At 48.1% G+C, this 19,565-nt stretch carries 15 protein-coding genes; all 15 read left to right on the top strand.

Features of this window, described 5'->3' with window-relative positions; translation table 11 throughout:
• Nucleotides 1-43: 43 nt before the first annotated feature.
• Entirely contained in the window at nucleotides 44-1,675 is a 1,632-nt protein-coding gene (gene bshC / locus MKY75_RS16135; RefSeq protein WP_340885925.1) for a bacillithiol biosynthesis cysteine-adding enzyme BshC, read from the top strand.
• Nucleotides 1,676-1,739: 64 nt separating this feature from the next.
• On the top strand, nucleotides 1,740-3,005 hold the full coding sequence (locus MKY75_RS16130) for an adenosylhomocysteinase (protein ID WP_340885923.1): 1,266 nt from the start codon (nucleotides 1,740-1,742) through the stop codon (nucleotides 3,003-3,005).
• A 331-nt stretch (nucleotides 3,006-3,336) separates the two neighbouring features.
• Nucleotides 3,337-3,774: a division/cell wall cluster transcriptional repressor MraZ gene (mraZ, locus tag MKY75_RS16125; RefSeq protein WP_013311099.1), complete on the top strand. Its 438-nt coding sequence runs from the start codon at nucleotides 3,337-3,339 to the stop codon at nucleotides 3,772-3,774.
• A gap of 17 nt (nucleotides 3,775-3,791) precedes the next feature.
• Nucleotides 3,792-4,742 (top strand): 16S rRNA (cytosine(1402)-N(4))-methyltransferase RsmH, encoded by a 951-nt coding sequence (gene rsmH / locus MKY75_RS16120; protein ID WP_023989455.1) that lies wholly within the window; start codon nucleotides 3,792-3,794, stop codon nucleotides 4,740-4,742.
• 24 nt (nucleotides 4,743-4,766) lie between these two features.
• On the top strand, nucleotides 4,767-5,147 hold the full coding sequence (locus MKY75_RS16115) for a hypothetical protein (RefSeq protein WP_029517759.1): 381 nt from the start codon (nucleotides 4,767-4,769) through the stop codon (nucleotides 5,145-5,147).
• A 61-nt stretch (nucleotides 5,148-5,208) separates the two neighbouring features.
• Nucleotides 5,209-7,563, top strand: a complete 2,355-nt coding sequence (locus tag MKY75_RS16110; RefSeq protein ID WP_029517758.1) for a penicillin-binding transpeptidase domain-containing protein — start codon at nucleotides 5,209-5,211, stop codon at nucleotides 7,561-7,563.
• An 81-nt stretch (nucleotides 7,564-7,644) separates the two neighbouring features.
• Nucleotides 7,645-9,561 (top strand): stage V sporulation protein D, encoded by a 1,917-nt coding sequence (locus MKY75_RS16105; RefSeq protein ID WP_340885920.1) that lies wholly within the window; start codon nucleotides 7,645-7,647, stop codon nucleotides 9,559-9,561.
• Between the two features lie 55 nt (nucleotides 9,562-9,616).
• Complete coding sequence (locus MKY75_RS16100; protein WP_029517757.1) at nucleotides 9,617-11,104, top strand: UDP-N-acetylmuramoyl-L-alanyl-D-glutamate--2,6-diaminopimelate ligase; 1,488 nt, start codon at nucleotides 9,617-9,619, stop codon at nucleotides 11,102-11,104.
• A complete protein-coding gene (locus MKY75_RS16095) occupies nucleotides 11,104-12,507 on the top strand; it encodes a UDP-N-acetylmuramoyl-tripeptide--D-alanyl-D-alanine ligase (RefSeq protein WP_069010280.1) in 1,404 nt (467 codons plus the stop codon). The genes MKY75_RS16100 and MKY75_RS16095 overlap by 1 nt, the downstream gene beginning before the upstream one ends.
• A gap of 22 nt (nucleotides 12,508-12,529) precedes the next feature.
• Complete coding sequence (gene mraY / locus MKY75_RS16090) at nucleotides 12,530-13,498, top strand: phospho-N-acetylmuramoyl-pentapeptide-transferase (RefSeq protein WP_013311092.1); 969 nt, start codon at nucleotides 12,530-12,532, stop codon at nucleotides 13,496-13,498.
• A 4-nt stretch (nucleotides 13,499-13,502) separates the two neighbouring features.
• Nucleotides 13,503-14,924, top strand: coding sequence for a UDP-N-acetylmuramoyl-L-alanine--D-glutamate ligase (murD, locus tag MKY75_RS16085; RefSeq protein WP_340885918.1), 1,422 nt, complete (start codon nucleotides 13,503-13,505; stop codon nucleotides 14,922-14,924).
• Nucleotides 14,925-14,973: 49 nt separating this feature from the next.
• The gene (gene spoVE / locus MKY75_RS16080) at nucleotides 14,974-16,071 is read left to right on the top strand and encodes a stage V sporulation protein E (RefSeq protein ID WP_029517754.1); all 1,098 of its coding nucleotides are present in this window, start codon (nucleotides 14,974-14,976) and stop codon (nucleotides 16,069-16,071) included.
• A gap of 6 nt (nucleotides 16,072-16,077) precedes the next feature.
• A complete protein-coding gene (gene murG / locus MKY75_RS16075; RefSeq protein WP_340885915.1) occupies nucleotides 16,078-17,187 on the top strand; it encodes an undecaprenyldiphospho-muramoylpentapeptide beta-N-acetylglucosaminyltransferase in 1,110 nt (369 codons plus the stop codon).
• A gap of 146 nt (nucleotides 17,188-17,333) precedes the next feature.
• A complete protein-coding gene (gene murB, locus MKY75_RS16070; protein WP_029517752.1) occupies nucleotides 17,334-18,239 on the top strand; it encodes a UDP-N-acetylmuramate dehydrogenase in 906 nt (301 codons plus the stop codon).
• Nucleotides 18,229-19,539, top strand: coding sequence for a UDP-N-acetylglucosamine 1-carboxyvinyltransferase (murA, locus tag MKY75_RS16065; RefSeq protein WP_176715673.1), 1,311 nt, complete (start codon nucleotides 18,229-18,231; stop codon nucleotides 19,537-19,539). The genes murB and murA overlap by 11 nt, the downstream gene beginning before the upstream one ends.
• The last annotated feature ends 26 nt before the right edge of the window (nucleotides 19,540-19,565 follow it).

Below are 19,565 nucleotides of genomic sequence, written 5' to 3'. Positions count from 1 at the left end.
ACAATCAAGCAGTAAGGTTTTGGTGGAGACAGGAGGCAGACCCATGAAAATAATTCCGGAAACGCTTCGCGGAGGGTCGGCTTTGGCAGAAGATTATATACAGGGTACGGGACGCGCAAGCGATTTGTATGAGTATAATGTGCTGCACGCCGATGCTTATGCCCAACGGGCGAAGTGGCTGGATAAGACGGGGCATCTGCGATTAAACCGTAAGGATGTCGTAGCATGTCTTCGTATATACAATGAGAAATACAATTCGCATGAGGCGGTTCGTGCTTCATTGGACCGTCTGGATAGTCCAGATGCCTTAGTAGTAGCTGGCGGACAGCAAAGCGGACTGTTCACAGGTCCGATGCTGGTCATTTACAAAGCCGCTACAATTATTAAGGCAGCGAGAGAAGCTGAGGAACGGCTTGGACGTCCGGTTATCCCCGTCTTCTGGATTGCTGGCGAAGATCATGACTGGGACGAGGTCAATCATACATACGTAATGGCAAATGACCCACAAGTCGTCAAAATCAAGCTGAATAAGCAACCTGAACGCCGTTCTTCGGTTAGTGCGATTAAAGTTGATACTGTTGAGTGGAAGCAAGCGATAGCGGATATAGAGCAAAGCTTGCCAGATTCAGAACATAAGGCTGATATAATGCGCATGATTGAGAACGGATTAACGGACTCATATGGACTGAGTGAAGCCTTTGCCAAGTTGCTGGGCCTTTTGTTCGGCAGCTATGGATTAGTACTTTTGGATTCAGCAGATCCTTCGCTACGCAAGCTGGAAGCATCCGTTTTTAAGCGGCTGGTTCAGTACAATGATGAGTTGGAGCAGGCTTACCGGACGACTGCCACGCGGATCGTAGATTATGGCTATCATTTACAAGCGGATGTGCATGAAAGCGGCGCGAATCTCTTTTATATCCATGAAGATGAACGTTTGCTGCTTTTCAAAAAAGCTGGGCTATTCACAGATCGACACGGTCTGGTAGTGTTTACTGTGGATGAACTGCTTGAAGAGATAGATAGACATCCCGAACGTTTTAGTAATAATGTGCTAACTCGTCCTCTAATGCAGGATTCACTGTTTCCGGTGCTGGCATCTGTGCTGGGTCTAGGAGAGATTGCTTACTGGGCGATTACACGGGATGCTTTCGGGGTGTTGGAGATGCAGATGCCGATACTGCTGCCACGAATGTCTTTTACGTTGGTAGAGTCAGGTGTGGAGAAGCATATGCTTAAGTATGAATTAAGTTTTGGTCAAGTTCGAGACGGACTTGAGGAACGGAAAAAGCAATGGATTGCCACTCAAGATCAGCTTGGAATGCAGGATCAGTTTTCCGGGGCAAAGGAAGCTTTTGTCCGCATGTACGAACCGCTTGTGCAGCAGACAGGTTTGATTGAAAAAGGTTTGCTACGGCTTGGAGAAACCAACCGCGATAAGATTCTGTCACAGATCGCCTATCTGGAGGCAAAAGTTCAGGAAGCGTTGCTTCGACAAAATGAAACAGCACTTCGCCAGTGGGATCGTATTGAATGGTCGCTTTTCCCATTTGGACAGCCGCAGGAGCGGGCGTATACGATCTATCATTTTCTGAATCGTTATGGTCTCAGTCTGATGGATACGATTATGAATGTACCATTGGATTTGACGGGTACGCATCGTGTTATTTATGTATAATTTGTTGTTTTATATAGGATTTATCATGGAATAAAATTAACCAATTTGAAGGAGGAAACAAAGTATGACTTCCCATTCTCTGCAAAATAGCATAGTTCACGATCTTAAATTGGCTCCTGAAGGTCATTTGAAAATTGATTGGGTAGAAGCACATATGCCGGTATTGAACCGTATACGTCAACAATTCGAGCAAGAGCAGCCTTTTGCTGGTTTGAAGGTAACCATCTGTTTACATCTGGAGGCCAAAACGGCTTATTTGGCTAAAGTGGTACAAGCAGGTGGAGCGCAGGTAACTATTACGGGTAGTAATCCATTGTCCACACAAGATGATGTTTGCGCCGCATTAGTTGAAGATGGCGTTACAGTATTAGCTAAATACAATCCGGACCCAGAAGAATTCAAAAATTTGCAAATCAAGGCACTGGAAACAAAGCCGGATCTCATTATAGATGATGGTGGTGACTTGGTTACTCTGTTGCAATCCGAACGGCCTGATCTGATTTCTACGATCCGTGGGGGAGCAGAGGAGACAACTACTGGCATTATTCGTTTGAAGGCATTGGAAAAAGAAGGGCAACTTCACTTTCCGATGGTGGCTGTTAATGATGCTTACTGCAAATATTTGTTTGACAACCGCTATGGTACAGGACAGTCAGCTTTCGACGGCATTATTCGTACGACTAATCTGGTTGTAGCCGGAAGTACAGTGGTTGTGGTAGGTTATGGCTGGTGTGGCAAAGGGGTTGCAATGCGTGCGAAAGGGTTGGGAGCCAACGTTGTTGTAACCGAGGTTGATCCAATCAAGGCTGTAGAAGCCCATATGGATGGTTTCCATGTGTTACCAATGGTAGAGGCTGCCAAACTGGGTGATTTCTTTATTACAGTAACTGGTAACAAGGCTGTAATTACAGGGGAACACTTTGATGTGATGAAGGATGGGGCTGTGCTGTGTAACGCAGGGCATTTTGATGTGGAGGTTAGTAAGCCTGAGCTTGCTAAACGTTCCGAATCCATTCGTACGGTGCGTCGTAATATTGAGGAATATCGCTTTAAAGATGGACGTAAAATGTATTTGCTGGCAGAAGGACGCCTTGTGAATCTAGCTGCCGCCGATGGTCATCCAGCAGAAATTATGGATACGACATTTGCGCTTCAGGCGCTTGGCTTGAAATACGTGAATGATCGTTATAAAGAGCTTGGTAAGGCCGTTATCAATGTACCTTATGAAATTGATGAGCAGGTAGCTCGATTCAAGCTTGATAGTCTGGGAATTCAAATTGACACGTTAACTGAAGACCAAAAGATCTATTTGGACAGCTGGAACGCGTAAGCGGATTTTTCGTCACGATTTTCGCTGCAAAAGTGTTGTGTTTTTAATGCAAGTGTTTGTTTAGGTTGACATAATGGACAGAGAGTAAGCCCTTTATTCCGTGTGGTTTCGAAACCTGATGCATATTGTCGGGTGCCGGCTTCATGGGATAAGGGGCTTTTTTGTATCTTATGACGCAGGGCTACAATAACAGACATAATGCTATGGATCCAACTTCTATCACTTTTTGGTAATGAAAAAGAGGTCTTTGATTTTTTAAAGCGAATCTATTATGCTTAGGTGGTGGAAAGTGGGCCAAAGTGGGAGAATGGGGTAAGGGGTGACGAAACCAATGTTTATGGGGGAGTTCCAACATAGCATTGATGAGAAGGGGCGGCTTACTGTACCGGCCAAGTTTCGTGAACTTCTCGGTGCCTCGTTCGTGGTTACCCGCGGGCTGGACCAATGCCTCTTCGTGTATCCTATGGATGAGTGGGCTGTCATGGAGAAAAAACTTAAAGCACTGCCTCTGATGAAGGCCGATGCGCGGGCGTTTACCCGTTTTTTTTTCTCGGGGGCGACTGAATGCGAATTGGACAAACAGGGCAGGGTAAATTTACCGGGGAATTTGTGCGAATACGCCAAGCTTACTAAAGAGTGCGTCGTATTGGGAGTGTCCACCCGTGTAGAGATTTGGAGCAAGCACACTTGGGAGCAATATTTCAACCAATCAGAGGAAGCATTTAATGACATTGCTGAGAAATTGGTTGATTTCAACTTTGAATTGTAATTTAGGAGGTCAGCCGTTTGTTTCACCACATTACCGTACTCAAAGAAGAAGCAACACAGGCACTAAACATCAGGCAGGACGGGATTTATGTGGACTGCACGTTGGGAGGGGCAGGACACAGTTCCGTCATTGCATCACAGCTTGGCCCTGAGGGAAGGCTTATTGCCTTTGATCAGGACGACTGGGCATTGAACAATGCGCGAGAGAAGCTGTCAGCCTATGAAGGAAAAATTTCATTAGTGAAATCTAACTTCCGCCACTTGCAGGACAAGCTGACTGAATTGGGATTGCCCGAAAAAGACGGCGTCCCGCAGGTCCAGGGTATTTTGTTCGATCTGGGTGTGTCCTCGCCCCAGTTCGATGAGGGGGAACGGGGATTTAGTTACAATCATGATGCGCCGCTTGATATGCGGATGGATCAGAGTAGCTCGCTTACGGCTTACGAAATTGTCAATGAATGGTCGGAAGCAGAGATTGCGCGTATTTTGTTTCATTACGGAGAAGAGAAGTTTTCACGACGGATCGCAAAGATCATGATTGAACGTCGATTGAACAAGCCTATTCACACAACAGGGGAACTTGTCGATATTATCAAAGAAGGAATTCCAGCTGCGGCACGCAGAACCGGGGGACATCCGGCTAAACGCAGTTTCCAGGCTTTGCGGATTGCTGTAAATGATGAGTTGGGTGCACTGGAAGATACTTTGCATCAGGCAATAAGATGTCTGGCTCCAGGAGGCAGAATTTCGGTCATTACATTCCATTCTCTGGAGGATCGGATATGCAAGCATATTTTCAAGGAGTATTTGGCGAAAAGCATCTATCCATCTGATTTGCCTATTTTGGAGGACAAAATGATAGGCGATCTGAAGCTGGTGAACCGTAAGCCGATTGTAGCGTCAGAGCAGGAATTGGAGCTTAATCCACGGTCCCGGTCAGCGAAGCTGAGAGTTGCCGAAAAATTGTAAATTTAATGGAGAAGGAGAGGCGACATGGCTTATACACGCGGTAATTTGGCTGTAAAAGAAAGAGCCCGTCAGGAACAGGTTCAGCAACAACGGTATCGTGAGACCACCAAAGTCGTTACACGCCGCAGAGAGCTGCCGATTCGAGAAAAGCTGCTGTATCTATTGACACTTGTAGCGTGCATTGTCATTGCTGGTATGTTGATTGGCAGGTACGCTCACATTTATCAAATCAATTATTCGATTAATACGGCAAGCAAGGACATTTCCAAATTACAGACCAATATCGCCCAACTGAAGATTCAAAAGGAGCGTCTGGAAAATCAGATCGTGCCGACTGCAAAGGAACAGGGATATATCGAACCAACAAGAGAGCCCATTCGTGTGGAAAAGCAGGCTGCCAAATAGTTAAGGGCATAGCATCAAGCTATGCTCTGACGTACATTTTTTTTGCAGAGAGGTTTGAGCTATGGTCAAAAGAATAAAGCTTCGTACACTGCTGATAGGGGGATGTATTACCCTCTTTTTTCTTGTTCTGCTACTTAAGGTATTTTGGATTCAAGTTGTGAGCGGGGAGTACTGGCATAACCTGGTAGTTACTCAAGTGGAAAAAGATCAGGTGATTCAGCCCAAGCGTGGAACCATTACGGACCGTAAAGGAAACGTATTGGCTACGGATGCACCGGCTTATACGGTAGTTGTCAATCCTACCATCATTCAGGAGTATGATTTGGAGAATGAGGTTGTAGCTAAGCTACACCAATTACTCAAAACACCTGAGGATGAGCTGAGAAGGCATCTTTCTGCAAAGGATAAAGCGGGGAACTACTTAAAAAACCGCGAGATCCGCAATGGAGGCTGGAAGGTAGATCCTGAGGTCAAGGCACAAGTGGATACGTTCAAAGAGTATTTGAAGGATAAGTATCAAGTAATTGGAGCTGTGGACACTGTTCAAGGATCCAAACGCTATTATCCAGAAAATAAGCTGGCTTCCCATGTTCTTGGCTATCAAAGAAAAGATGGCACAGCAGGTATGGGGTTGGAAGCTTATTATAATAAAGAGCTCTCGGGGACGGCTGGAAAGCTTCTCTATCAGCGGGATCGGAAGGGAGTTCCTCTTCAAGGATCGGGAAGTGTCTATGAGCCGGCACAAAATGGTAAAAATTTAAAGCTGACGATTGACGATACGATTCAGTATTATATAGAGGATGCCATGCAGGAAGCTATAGCAAAATACAATCCGAAAACGATGACTGTGGTAGCGGCTGATCCCAAAACGATGGATGTTCTCGGTATGGCGACCTACCCGAATTTTAATCCCAATACATATGGGAGTACACCTTTGGAATATTTCCGTAATAATGCTACTCAGTCCATCTACGAGCCGGGCTCCACGTTTAAGATTGTCACTTTGGCTGCCGCGGTTCAAGAAAAGGTATTCAATCCGAATGAATCCTACCAATCTGGTATGATTCGGGTCGGAGGCTGGGATATTCGTGACGTAAGCCGTAACTGGGGAACGTTAACTTATCTTCAGGGAGTCAAGCGTTCAAGTAACGTCGGCTTTGTCCATCTGGGGCTGGATAAGTTGGGTGGCGAAAGGCTGAAGAAATATATTAATAACTTTGGTTTCGGGGTGAAAACGGGTATTGATCTTCCGAGTGAGTCTACCGGAGCTATCACATTCCATACCCAGTACAAATCCGAGGTCGCAACGGCTTCATATGGACACGGACGTGTCCAGGTGACGCCAATCCAGCAGGTAGCTGCCATCTCGGCAATTGCTAACGGGGGGAAGCTGATGCAGCCTCATCTGGTAAAGGAAATTATAAACCCAGATACAGGCGAAGTGCAGACGATTCAGCCAAAGGAAATCCGCCAAGTGATTACTCAGGAATCTGCAGCTCAGACAAGCAGCTATCTGGAGCAGGTTGTGTCTGACCAGGAAATTGGTACGGGACGCCTTGCTTATATCGACGGATATCGTGTAGCTGGTAAAACAGGTACAGCGACGAAAGTCGTTGGAAAAGTATATGACCATTCGAAGGATGTCGTGTCCTTTATAGGTTTTGCACCGGTAAATGATCCGAAAATGGCTGTTTTGGTTGTTATGGACGAACCTAACAAATCGGTAGGCGGCGGTACAGCAGCAGCGCCTGTATTTAAAAAAATCGTATCCCAATCGTTGCAATATATGGGTGTTCCAAAAACGGGAACTAAAACGAATAAATCAGGTGGTGCTGTTGTAAAAACAGTGAATTTGCCAACGGTACCACAATTAACGGGTCAGGTGAAGAAGGATGCGCAAAACGCATTGCTCAAACAGGGGATTGCCTATGAAACGGTAGGCAAAGGCTCCAAAATTGTTCGCCAGTATCCTGAAGCAGGCGTCAAAATGAAACCCGGACAACGCATTTACTTGCTGACTGAGGATAGTGCTAACATGACTATTCCTGATTTTACAGGTGTTTCGTTGCGTGACACACTTCAAGTCCTAACCCTTATGAGGGTTGGTGTGCAGGTAAGCGGCGAAGGTTATGTCGTCTCTCAAAAGGCGCAAATGGTAAATGGAAAGCGAATCGTCAGTGTGATGCTTCAGCCGGCCAAAGAAACGGTGACCGGAGTGAAACCGGAGGAAACACAGGACTCGACTAATGGAGTTGCAGCTAACCAGATTGGGAGCGCGACAAAAACGGAGGCCGATAATAAAAACGAATCCGGTACTACTGCCGAAGCTGGAACAGACGCGGGAGCTCCTAAGAGAGGAATATCGGCTGTTGCAGATGAGAAAAGTGCTGCTGAGATTAAAGGCGAGGATAACTGATAGCTTGTTCTAATGTTCGTTCTTTTGAATATTCATGAGGTAAGACATGTCATGAGTATTTGAGGAACGGAGGGAGCGCGTTTGAAAAAATCTAACGTGACCATGCGGCGAAGGCTGGTATGGGGGTTAATGGGATTATTTGTACTGTTTGCGGCCTTGTCGATCCGGCTCGCCTATGTTCAATTGGGTAAAGGAGGCGAGTTCTCGGCCAAGGCTGAGGATTCGTGGCGCCGCAATATTCCATTTGCCGCCAAGCGTGGCGAAATTTTGGATCGGCAGGGTACGGCGCTGACCTACAATGTCAGTTCGCCCACAGTCATGGCGATACCAGTACAGATTAAGAAGCCGGAAGAAACGGCACGCAGGCTGGCGCCCTTGCTGGATATGAGTGAGGATAAAGTGCTCAAGCTGATTACCAAACGAACAGCAAGCCAAAAACTTCAGCCCGGCGGACGAAAAATTACGATGGAGAAAGCGCAGCAAATTCGTGATTTGAAGCTGCCGGGTATCGTTGTTGCTGAAGACAACAAACGTTATTATCCTTATGGTGATCTAGCCGCTCATATTCTTGGGTTTACAGGAATTGATAATCAAGGGCTGACAGGCGTAGAGAAGCAGCAAAACAGTAAGCTTCGGGGAATTGACGGAAGTATTGCATATTTATCAGATGCAGGTGGTCGTCTGATGCCAGGTTCTTCCGAAAAATACATTGAACCGAAGGATGGACTGAATTTACAATTAACCATTGATAAGTCTGTGCAGTCCATTATGGAGCGGGAGCTTGACCAAGCCATGGTCAAATTTCAGGCGAAGTCCGCGTTGTCTATAGCTATGAACCCCAAGACGGGTGAAATATTAGGCATGGCTGGACGACCAAGCTATGAGCCAGCGCTATACAAGCAATATGCGCCTGAAATCTACAATCGAAATCTGCCTATCTGGATGACATATGAACCTGGGTCTACTTTTAAAATTATTACATTGGCGGCTGCCTTGGAAGAAAAGAAGGTCAATCTCAAAAATGACCGTTTTTTTGATCCGGGATATATTGAAGTCGGTGGAGCACGCCTGCGTTGCTGGAAGAAAGGCGGACATGGGAGCCAAACTTTCCTTCAAGTGGTGGAGAATTCTTGCAACCCTGGTTTTGTAACATTGGGGCAGCGGTTAGGCAAAGAAACACTGTTCAAGTACATTCGCAATTTCGGCTTCGGCAGCAAAACGGGGATCGACATGATTGGTGAGGGCAATGGCATTTTGTTCAAGCTACCTCAGGTAGGTCCTGTAGAACTGGCGACGACCGCTTTTGGTCAAGGGGTGTCTGTCACCCCGATCCAGCAGGTTACGGCTGTATCAGCGGCAATCAATGGCGGTAATCTTTACAAGCCTCACATTACAAAAGGTTGGGTTCAGCCGGGAACCGGAAAAGTGCTGGAAAAAGTAGAACCAGAACTGGTACGTAGGGTCATTTCAGAGGACACCTCCCGACAGGTAAGGGAAGCGCTGGAAAGTGTCGTTGCTAAAGGTACAGGTCGTCCTGCTTTTATTGAAGGCTACCGGGTGGGAGGTAAAACGGGGACAGCACAAAAGGTGATTAACGGGCGTTATTCTTCCTCGGAGCATATTGTATCCTTTATTGGTTTTGCACCGGCAGATGATCCGCAAATCGTCGTCTATACCGCTGTCGATAACCCGAAGGGCATTCAATTCGGCGGGGTTGTTGCTGCGCCAATCGTGCAAAATATTTTAAAGGACGCGCTGATTGCCTTAAAAATACCACCTCGCACCAATCAAATTGCCAAAGAGTACAAGTATGGAGAAAATCCGATCGAAACGGTACCTGATCTGGTAGGTGCTACTGCAGCTGATTTGTACGAAGATATGAATATGAACTTTATGCTCGTAAAATCCGGGTCAGGCAAGACGGTCGTGAGTCAGGCGCCGAAGCCGGGCTCCAGATTGGAGCGGGGATCAACGATCCGTATTTACATGGGGGATTGATAGGTTCATTTTATACCATACTATGAATAACGAGAGAGCAATGGAGGAATGAAAGATGCAGCTTCAACAATTGGCTTCACTGCTGGCCGTCTCCCGTGTCGTGGGTGACGGTACAGTGGATTGCCGAGGAATCGGGGCGGATTCACGTCGAGTGCAACCGGGAGATTTATTTCTGTGTCTGCCAGGTTTTACAGTGGACGGACATGACTATGCTGAGCAGGCAATTGCGTCCGGAGCGGCAGCTTTGGTCGTTGAACGGGAACTGGATGTACCTGTTCCGCAGCTTGTAGTTAAGGATGCACGACATGCCATGGCGGTTTTGGCGGATTATATGTTTGATTCACCGAGCCGACGCATGCGCATGATCGGCATAACCGGAACCAACGGTAAAACAACGATAACTTATCTGATTGAAAAGATCATGAAGGACGCCGGGGTGAACACCGGACTGATTGGTACGATTCAAATGCGTTACGGTGGTCAGTCTTATCCAATGTCTGGCACTACGCCCGAAGCGGTGGAACTTCAACGTTATCTGGGAAATATGGCAGAGCAGGGGGTTCAATGCTGTGTCATGGAAGTATCCTCACATGCGTTGGAGCAGGGTCGCGTCAAGGGAACTGATTTTCGCACAGCTATATTTACAAACCTGACGCAGGACCACCTGGACTACCACAACACAATGGAGGAGTACCGTGCTGCAAAAGGACTTTTGTTCTCTAGGTTGGGAAATGCTTTCTCGCGTGATGCATCAGATAGCAAATATGCTGTTCTGAATGCAGACGATCCGGCTTCTTCCTATTTGCAGGCTCAAACTGCGGCCCAAGTGATTACATACGGCGTGGAAAAGGAATCTGATGTGCAGGCATCTCGTATCACTATTGGTGCCAAGGGAACCTTCTTCCATGTGTCCACTTTTAAAGGAGATACCGATATTGAGCTTCGAATGGTGGGCAAGTTCAATGTGTACAACGCACTGGCGGCCATTACCGCAGCTCTGCTGGAGGGAATTTCGCTGGCGGATATCAAGAGGAGTCTAGAGTCTATCGCGGGCGTAGATGGGCGGGTAGAGCCTGTAGATGCGGGTCAGCCCTTTGCTGTTATTGTAGACTATGCCCATACACCGGACGGATTGGAAAATGTCCTTCGCACCGTAAAGGAATTTGCGGTCGGTAAAGTATGGTGTGTATTTGGATGCGGCGGTGACCGGGATCGTACGAAACGTCCGTTGATGGGGAAAATTGCTGCGCGTTACAGTGATCATTCGTTTATTACTTCCGACAATCCGCGAACAGAGGACCCGAAAGTGATTTTGAAAGACATCGAACAAGGGCTGATTGATGAAGGTATACCCGCAGAACGATACGAATTGATCGTGGATCGAAGAACTGCAATTCATAAAGCTGTTGAAATGGCAAGCCCTGACGATGTAGTATTGATTGCGGGAAAAGGTCATGAGACTTACCAGTTGATCGGAAAAACGGTGCATGAATTCGATGACCGCATCGTAGCCAAAGAAGCGATAAGGGGTTTATCCAAGTGATGAAAAGAACAATCGGTCAGATTGCATCTATGTGTGAAGGAACACTTCACGGAGAAGCGGACGCCGAACAGATAGTCGAAGGCGTTTTTACAGATTCTCGCAGGCCGCAGAGCCAAGGGTTGTTTGTTCCACTCGTGGGCGAACGATTTGATGGGCATAATTATGTGCAGCAGATCGTAAGTGAGGCAGGTGCAGCTGCATTTTTATGGCAAAAGGATCATGGCGTACCTCCGGCTGAGAACGCTATTGAGGTAGAGGATACGTTAGAAGCCCTTCAGCATCTAGCAGCTGCATACTTACGCGAAACTGGCGTTTCTGTCGTTGGGATCACGGGAAGCAACGGCAAGACGACAACGAAAGACATCGTAAACGCTCTGCTGGGCACGACTTTTAAAGTACACAAAACCGAAGGAAATTATAACAATCATATCGGTTTGCCTTTAACGGTACTGTCCATGCCGCAGGATACAGATATTCTCATTCTGGAGATGGGCATGAGTGGACGTGGAGAGATTCGTCTGCTGGCTAATATTGCCCAACCAGATGTAGCTATCATAACGAACATAGGCGAATCGCACTTGCTGCAGCTTGGTTCTCGTGCGGAAATCGCTCGTGCAAAGTTGGAAATCACAAGTGGCCTTAAGCCCGGTGGTTTGCTGATCTACAACGGGGATGAACCACTGCTTTCACAAGTGTTGGCGGAGTCTGAAACGGTCAAGCCTGAAGGTTTAAAATTATTTACGTTCGGGCTAGCTGCAGGCAACGATGACTATCCAACTGAAATCACTTCGGATGGAGAAGGTAGCTTATTCATAACAGCCCAATCTGGCAAAGAGGCTTTCCGACTTCCCTTGCTTGGACAGCACAATGTTGTAAATGGTTTGGCAGCACTGGCGGTAGCGCGTCATTTCAATGTCGATGCAGACCATATACGTAAAGGGTTGTCGTCTTTAAAACTGACGGGCATGCGTATTGAGGTCGTGAACTGTCCTAATGGACTTACTGTGCTAAACGACGCTTATAATGCCAGTCCGGCTTCTATGAAGGCTGCAATTCAGACGTTGTCTGCGTATAAAACGGATGGACGTAAAGTCGCCGTACTTGGTGACATGCTGGAGCTGGGACCTGAGGAAAAGCAATTCCATGAGGAAATTGGAATTTTCGCGGCAAAGCACGACGTAGAGGTACTGTTTACCTACGGTGCGTTAGGCACTTCGATTGCACAGGGCGCGCAAGGGTTGATGCCAGCTGTTAACGTGCACGCTTATACAGATAAGCAAGAGTTGATCCAGCATTTGCGGGTTCATCTCCACGCCAATGATATTGTGCTGGTTAAGGCATCCAGAGGGATGCGACTAGAAGAAATTGTGGATGCGCTGAAAAACGGTCCGCTACAGAACTGATGTTGACGAGAGGGAGACTCCCATGGATATTCAATTATTACTGCTGACGATCGTCGTATCGTTTATACTGGCGGTCATTGCCGCTCCACTGCTCATTCCGCTGCTGCGGCGAATGAAATTTGGCCAGCAGGTCCGGGATGACGGGCCACAAAGCCATCTTAAAAAGATAGGTACGCCTACAATGGGCGGTATCGTGATTCTGGTGGCTTTTACGCTGACCTTTCTTAAGTTTTCAGCTATCAAAAATACGGACTTTTACGTTCTGCTGGTTGCTACGCTCGGCTTTGGGCTGATCGGCTTTTTGGACGACTATATCAAAATTGTATTCAAACGCTCGTTAGGCCTGACGGCGCGTCAAAAGCTGTTTGGACAATTATTGTTTGGCGCGATCATGTGCTGGCTTCTGCTTAGCAATGATCATAGTACTGCGATCGGTATCCCTGGAACGTCATGGTCATTTGATTGGGGCGGCTGGTTCTATTATCCGTTCATCATTATCATGATGCTGGCAATTAGCAACGCTGTCAATTTCACGGATGGGCTGGACGGGCTGCTGTCCGGTACAAGTGCCATTGCCTTTGCTGCTTATGCCATTGTCGCGATTCAGGCAACCTCGCTTCCGGCAGCAGTATGCTCAGCAGCTATGATTGGCGCTGTACTAGGATTTCTCGTATATAATGCTCATCCTGCCAAGGTGTTTATGGGTGACACAGGCTCGCTGGGAATCGGCGGCGCCATAGGTGCCATTGCCATCGTTACGAAAAGCGAAATTTTGTTTCTCATTATCGGCGGTGTATTCGTAATTGAAATGCTGTCCGTGGTCTTGCAGGTAGCTTCCTTTAAAACACGTGGCAAGCGTATTTTCAAAATGAGCCCGATTCATCATCATTTCGAGCTGTCCGGCTGGTCCGAATGGCGCGTAGTTATTACATTCTGGGCTGTAGGACTGCTGTTGGCAGGACTCGGACTTTATCTCAACAAGGGGTTGTAGACCAATGAACCATCCAGACGCATACAGAGATCAGGAAGTCGTCATTATCGGTCTGGCCAAAAGCGGCGTGCAAGTTGCCAAGGTGCTGCACCAGGCCGGAGCGAAGCTGACAGTCAATGATAAAAAAGATAGGGAACAATGTCCCGAAGCTTCTGAATTAGAGGCTTTGGGAATTTCCGTTTTATGCGGGGGTCACCCAGAGGGGTTGATTCATCCTGGAGTGAAGCTGGTTGTCAAAAATCCAGGCATTCCTTATACGGCCCCTCCCGTACAGAAAGCTGTCGAGCTCGGCATTGAGGTTGTGACCGAGGTTGAGGTCGCCTACCATCTATGTAAAGCTCCGATCATCGGAATTACTGGCTCCAACGGAAAGACGACCACGACCACTTGGGTAGGCAAGCTGTTGGAGGCATCCGGCATGAATCCAATCGTGGCTGGTAATATCGGTACGCCCTTATGTGAGGCGGCTGTGGACGCCAAGTCGGATGAGTGGATGGTTGTGGAGCTGAGCAGCTTTCAGTTAAAAGGAACAAAGGATTTCAAGCCCGCTGTGGCCTGCCTGCTCAATGTAGCAGAGACCCATTTGGACTACCACGGAGGCATGGAGGACTACGTTGCATCCAAGGCGCGTCTATTTGCCAATCAAACGGCGGCGGATACTGCGGTGGTGAACTGGGACGACCCCGTCTGCCGGGAGCTGGTACCCTATATAAAAGCGAAGCTGCTTCCGTTCTCTACGACAGAACGTTTGCAGGAAGGGTTGTTTGCTGATCCGCCATACATACCGGATGTGACGGACGATATTGAACGTAGCATCGTATACCGCGATGGAAATGGTGTGCTGCATCCCATTATAGGCATAGCTGAGATTGGACTTCCGGGTCGTTTTAACGTAGAAAATGCTCTTGCTGCCTGCGCAATCGCCATTGCTGCAGGCGCAGAACCAGCAAATTTGGCGGAACCATTAAGTACTTTTCGCGGCGTAGAACATCGGCTTGAATATGTTTTAGAACACGCTGGTGTAGCTTATTACAATAATTCCAAAGCAACCAATTCGAAAGCAACGATGATGGCCTTATCTTCCTTTAAGCAGCCTATTGTACTCATTGCCGGAGGATTGGATCGTGGCTCTGATTATACAGAGCTCGTACCTTCTTTACAGGAAGGTGTGAAAGCCGTTGTGCTCCTGGGTGAGACACGGCATAAGCTGGCTGAGCGGGCCAAGCAGGCCGGAATAGAGCATGTCAAGGTCGTCGATAATGGGGAGGATGCCGCCGCTACGCTCGTGGAGGCTGTGAACAAGGCTTCTGAATTTGCTGAGACGGGAGATGTGGTATTACTCTCACCCGCCTGTGCAAGCTGGGATATGTTCCGATCCTATGAAGAGCGTGGACGTATTTTTAAAGAGGCGGCGCATAAATTGTAAGTAGGGGGGTTGGATAAGCCCCTACTTTTATGCAAGGGGTGGCCTCCTGATGAAGCAGTCTCGTCCAGCGCCGGATCTATGGCTTTTCGTTTGTATTGTAAGCTTATTAGCCATCGGCATGGTTATGGTATATAGTGCGGGCGCCGTCCTCGCTTTTCACGAGTACGGGGACTCCTACTATTTTGTTAAGCGACAATTGCTGTTTGCGGGGCTCGGCCTAGTAGCGATGTACTTTACTGCCAGAACGGACTACCGGGTCTGGCAGAAATATGCCAAGGTCGTATTGTTGATCTGTCTAGCGCTGCTGGTTGCCGTATTAATTCCCGGCATTGGTGTAGTAAGAGGCGGGGCACGAAGCTGGCTCGGTATTAGCTCTTTCGGCATTCAGCCTTCCGAGTTTATGAAGCTAGGTATGATTCTTTTTCTCGCTCGTTGGCTCAGTCGTCCTGATTATGATATTAGCTCTTTTACGCGCGGCCTGTTGCCGCCGCTTGGACTCATGGGACTGGCTTTTGGGCTTATTATGCTCCAGCCCGATTTGGGCACAGGTACGGTAATGATGGGAGCGTCCATGCTCATCGTATTTACGGCAGGCGCGCGTATGAAGCATCTCGGTCTGCTAGCTCTGTCGGGAGCAGCGGGGTTTGCTGCACTGATTGCAGCTGCGCCTTATCGACTCCAGCGCATCACAGCTTTTCTGGACCCTTGGTCCGATCCGCTTGGCGCAGGCTATCAAATTATTCAATCGCTATATGCGATTGGTCCTGGCGGGCTGGCGGGCTTGGGACTCGGCATGAGTCGACAAAAATATAGCTACGTTCCTGAGCCGCAAACTGATTTTATTTTTTCCATTTTGGCGGAGGAGCTTGGCTTTATCGGTGGAATGACGGTGCTGGGGCTCTTTTTGGTTCTCGTGTGGAGAGGAATGCGTGTCGCTATAACCATTCCGGATACCTATGGTAGTTTGCTTGCGGTGGGTATTGTCGCAATGGTTGCCGTACAGGTCGTCATTAATATTGGTGTCGTTATCGGTTTAATGCCGGTGACAGGAATAACACTGCCCTTAATCAGCTATGGAGGTTCTTCTCTGACCTTAATGCTAACTGCTCTGGGCATTTTACTAAATTTATCACGTTATGCGAGGTGAACGTTTATGCGCGTCGTGTTGAGCGGCGGCGGCACCGGAGGGCATATTTATCCGGCGTTGGCCGTAGCCAGACAGTGCGAAGAAATTGATCCAGACGCTGAATTTTTATACATTGGCGGTCAACGAGGACTCGAAAGTAAGTTGGTTCCTCAGGAAAAAATTCCATTTGAGGCTATTGATATCACAGGATTTCGTCGCAGCTTGTCTGTGGAAAATATAAAAACGATCATGCGTTTTTTCAATGGGGTTCGCAGATCCAAAGCATTATTAAAGAAATTTAAGCCAGATGTCGTTATTGGAACTGGGGGATATGTATGTGGCCCCGTCGTTTATGCAGCTTCCAAGTTGGGAATTCCCAGCATTATTCATGAGCAAAATGCAATTCCAGGGCTGACTAATACATTTCTGAGTCGCTATGTGGATACAGTGGCTGTTAGCTTTGAAGGCTCAGAAGGAGCTTTTCCCAAAGCTAAAAATGTACTGTACACCGGAAACCCGCGTGCTACAACAGTTCGTTTGGCTAACCGGGATCGGGGATTTGCTACGATTGGGGTTCCGATGGACAGCTCAGTTGTCCTTGTGGTCGGTGGCAGCAGGGGAGCGAAGGCCATTAATGACGCCATGATTGCAATGGCTCCGCAACTTTCGCAACTGAAAGACGTCCATTTTGTATATGTAACCGGAGAATCTTATTACGAGCAAACGCTGGATAGCATACGGAATCAGATCGGCTCATTGCCCAATCATCTACATGTGCTTCCCTATATTCACAATATGCCAGAGGTGCTGGCCTGTACTTCTTTAATTGTTAATCGTGCAGGTGCGTCCTTCTTGGCAGAGATTACATCGCTCGGCATTCCGTCCATTCTGATCCCATCACCTAATGTGACGAATAACCATCAGGAGGCTAATGCTCGTACCCTTGAAAAGGCAGGCGCATCCGTCATGATTGTAGAAAAGGAACTGAGTGGCCCGGCCCTGTTTCAATCTATAGCGGGAATTATGAAGGATAAGGCATGGCGGAGTCGCATGGCGGAGTCGGCGTCTGCGCTTGGCAAGCCTGACTCAGCGGATATTTTAGTAAAAGAAATGGAGCGTCTTGCCCGTAAAAGGTAGTTTGCAGCGTAGAATTGGGCGGTTGTCACACACCGGATGGTATTTACATAGGATACCCTATAGATTGTGACCATCACTCAGGCTGCCGGTTGTCAGGTGAGAGCCTTATAACCATGCGGGGCAAGCAACAAGGAGGTTTCAGTACAATGCAGCAATGGATGCCATTATTAGCGGAGCATGATATCGGAAAAGTGCTGGAGCATGAGCCGCTGTCCAAATATACGACATGGAAGATTGGAGGCCCTGCGGATGCACTTGTCATCCCGGATACCAAAGAGCAGCTGGCAAGAGTTTTGAAGCTGGCTAGCGAGCACGGAATTCCCTGGATGCAGTTGGGGCGGGGCTCCAACATGCTCGTCTCTGACAAAGGGATACGGGGACTTGTGATCAAGCTGGGACCAGGATTTGATTATGTTCATTTTGAAGATGAACAGATCGTTGCTGGAGGAGGCGTTTCACTGGTCAAACTGTGCGTTATGGCCAGCAAACAGGGCCTATCCGGTCTTGAATTTGCTGGTGGTATCCCAGGATCGGTCGGTGGGGCTGTCTACATGAACGCCGGTGCCCATGGGTCTGATGTGTCACAAATATTCCAGTCCGCTGAGATTGTGCTGGATACAGGGGAATTGGCTGTGTACGATGCCGAGAATATGCATTTCAGCTATCGTCACTCCGTGTTGCATGAGCAACGTGGAATGGTGACAGAGGCAGTGTTTCGGATGAAGCGGGGCGACCGCGAGGAAATTTCAGCAGCGCTTGCGGCTTTTAAAGACCGCCGTCGGCTGACTCAGCCGCTACAGTTAGCTTGTGCAGGAAGCGTGTTCCGCAATCCTCCAGGAGACTATGCTGCCCGTCTTATTGAGAGCGCAGGTCTCAAGGGCTTGAAGGCGGGAGGCGCAGAGGTATCTGTACAGCATGCCAATTTCATTGTAAATACCGGTCAAGCGACAGCAGAGGACGTGCTTACCCTAATGAAGCATATTCAAAGTACAATATCATCTCAAACCGGCATCAAGCTAGTTCCGGAGGTTTTCGTAGTGGGTGAGCGGTAAACTCGGAGGTGATACATTGGACAAATTGGTGATTGAGGGAGGCCGTCCCCTGTCAGGCACCATACGTATCCATGGGGCAAAAAATGCGGCACTACCTATTCTTGCAGCGAGCTTACTTGCACAAGGTAAGGTAGAAATTCGGAATGTGCCCCATCTTTTAGACATTAAGGTCATGCTGCACATCCTTGAAAGACTCGGCTGTACATGCCGACATGAAGAGGAAACGGTATACGTGGATACGTCGTCCGTCCGAACGTTCCAAATTCCGGAAGATTTGATGAAGCAAATGCGCTCATCTATCTTTCTGATGGGACCGCTGCTCGCCAGATATGGAGAAGTTTCTATTTACCAGCCCGGAGGCTGTGCCATAGGCGAGCGCAAAATTGATCTTCACCTAGAGGGCTTAAAAGCTCTTGGCGCAGAGATAGAGGAAAAAGACGAGCAAATTACGTTTCGAGCCCACAAGCTGATCGGCTCGGACATCCACATGGATTTCCCGAGTGTAGGTGCAACGGAAAATATTATGATGGCCGCTGCGTTGGCTGAAGGACGAACAACGATCACCAATGCAGCGAGGGAACCGGAGATTCAGGATTTACAAAACTTCTTGAATGCCATGGGAGCCCGCATTATCGGTGCTGGAACCGACACGATTACAATTACGGGGGTCAGTTGCCTCAATCCGTGTACGTATGAGGTCATTCCTGACCGCATAGTTGCTGGAACGGTTATGATCGCAGCTGCAGCTACACGAGGAAGTGTGTCGTTGACACACTGCAATCCATCCCACTTGTCTGCTCTGATTCATGTCCTCAGGCGGGCTGGTGTTCAAGTCGGCATCTTGAATGATATAATGACCGTAAGTTGTATGAGTCGTCCCAAAGCAGTGGAGAGGATCGTTACCTCCCCTTACCCGTCTTTTCCGACGGATTTGCAATCTCAGGTCATGGTTCTGCTTTCTTTGGCGGACGGATTCAGTGTCATGAAAGAGACCGTCTTCGAAAGCCGATTCAAACATGTGGATGAACTAAATGTAATGGGTGCTGATATTACGGTTGATGCAAATGCTGCCTTTATAAGAGGAGTTTCACGTCTGTACGGGGCTACGGTAGAGGCTACCGATCTGCGGGCAGGGGCTGCGCTGGTCATAGCGGGTCTAGCGGCTCAAGGACGTACCGTTGTCGAGCAGGTTCATCATATTGACAGAGGGTATGACCGGATCGAGCGTCTTTTTCAGGGACTGGGTGCCCGAATGAGCCGTCAGTCTCCGGTGCCGGAGCAACTGGATTTCGTAAATTAATGCCTGTAATGTCCCTCCATTAACGG

The sequence above is a fragment of the Paenibacillus sp. FSL L8-0663 genome (genome assembly GCF_038008125.1).
GTDB classification, from domain to species: domain Bacteria; phylum Bacillota; class Bacilli; order Paenibacillales; family Paenibacillaceae; genus Paenibacillus; species Paenibacillus polymyxa_D.
This window is presented reverse-complemented; position numbering and strand designations above follow the sequence as displayed.

Bases quoted from the DNA above. Each gene is read 5' to 3' on its own strand.
- bshC (WP_340885925.1), top strand. From the start codon at position 44: ATGAAAATAATTCCGGAAACGCTTCGCGGAGGGTCGGCTTTGGCAGAA.
- MKY75_RS16130 (WP_340885923.1), top strand. From the start codon at position 1,740: ATGACTTCCCATTCTCTGCAAAATAGCATAGTTCACGATCTTAAATTG.
- mraZ (WP_013311099.1), top strand. From the start codon at position 3,337: ATGTTTATGGGGGAGTTCCAACATAGCATTGATGAGAAGGGGCGGCTT.
- MKY75_RS16115 (WP_029517759.1), top strand. From the start codon at position 4,767: ATGGCTTATACACGCGGTAATTTGGCTGTAAAAGAAAGAGCCCGTCAG.
- MKY75_RS16110 (WP_029517758.1), top strand. From the start codon at position 5,209: ATGGTCAAAAGAATAAAGCTTCGTACACTGCTGATAGGGGGATGTATT.
- MKY75_RS16100 (WP_029517757.1), top strand. From the start codon at position 9,617: ATGCAGCTTCAACAATTGGCTTCACTGCTGGCCGTCTCCCGTGTCGTG.
- MKY75_RS16095 (WP_069010280.1), top strand. From the start codon at position 11,104: ATGAAAAGAACAATCGGTCAGATTGCATCTATGTGTGAAGGAACACTT.
- mraY (WP_013311092.1), top strand. From the start codon at position 12,530: ATGGATATTCAATTATTACTGCTGACGATCGTCGTATCGTTTATACTG.
- murD (WP_340885918.1), top strand. From the start codon at position 13,503: ATGAACCATCCAGACGCATACAGAGATCAGGAAGTCGTCATTATCGGT.
- spoVE (WP_029517754.1), top strand. From the start codon at position 14,974: ATGAAGCAGTCTCGTCCAGCGCCGGATCTATGGCTTTTCGTTTGTATT.
- murG (WP_340885915.1), top strand. From the start codon at position 16,078: ATGCGCGTCGTGTTGAGCGGCGGCGGCACCGGAGGGCATATTTATCCG.
- murB (WP_029517752.1), top strand. From the start codon at position 17,334: ATGCAGCAATGGATGCCATTATTAGCGGAGCATGATATCGGAAAAGTG.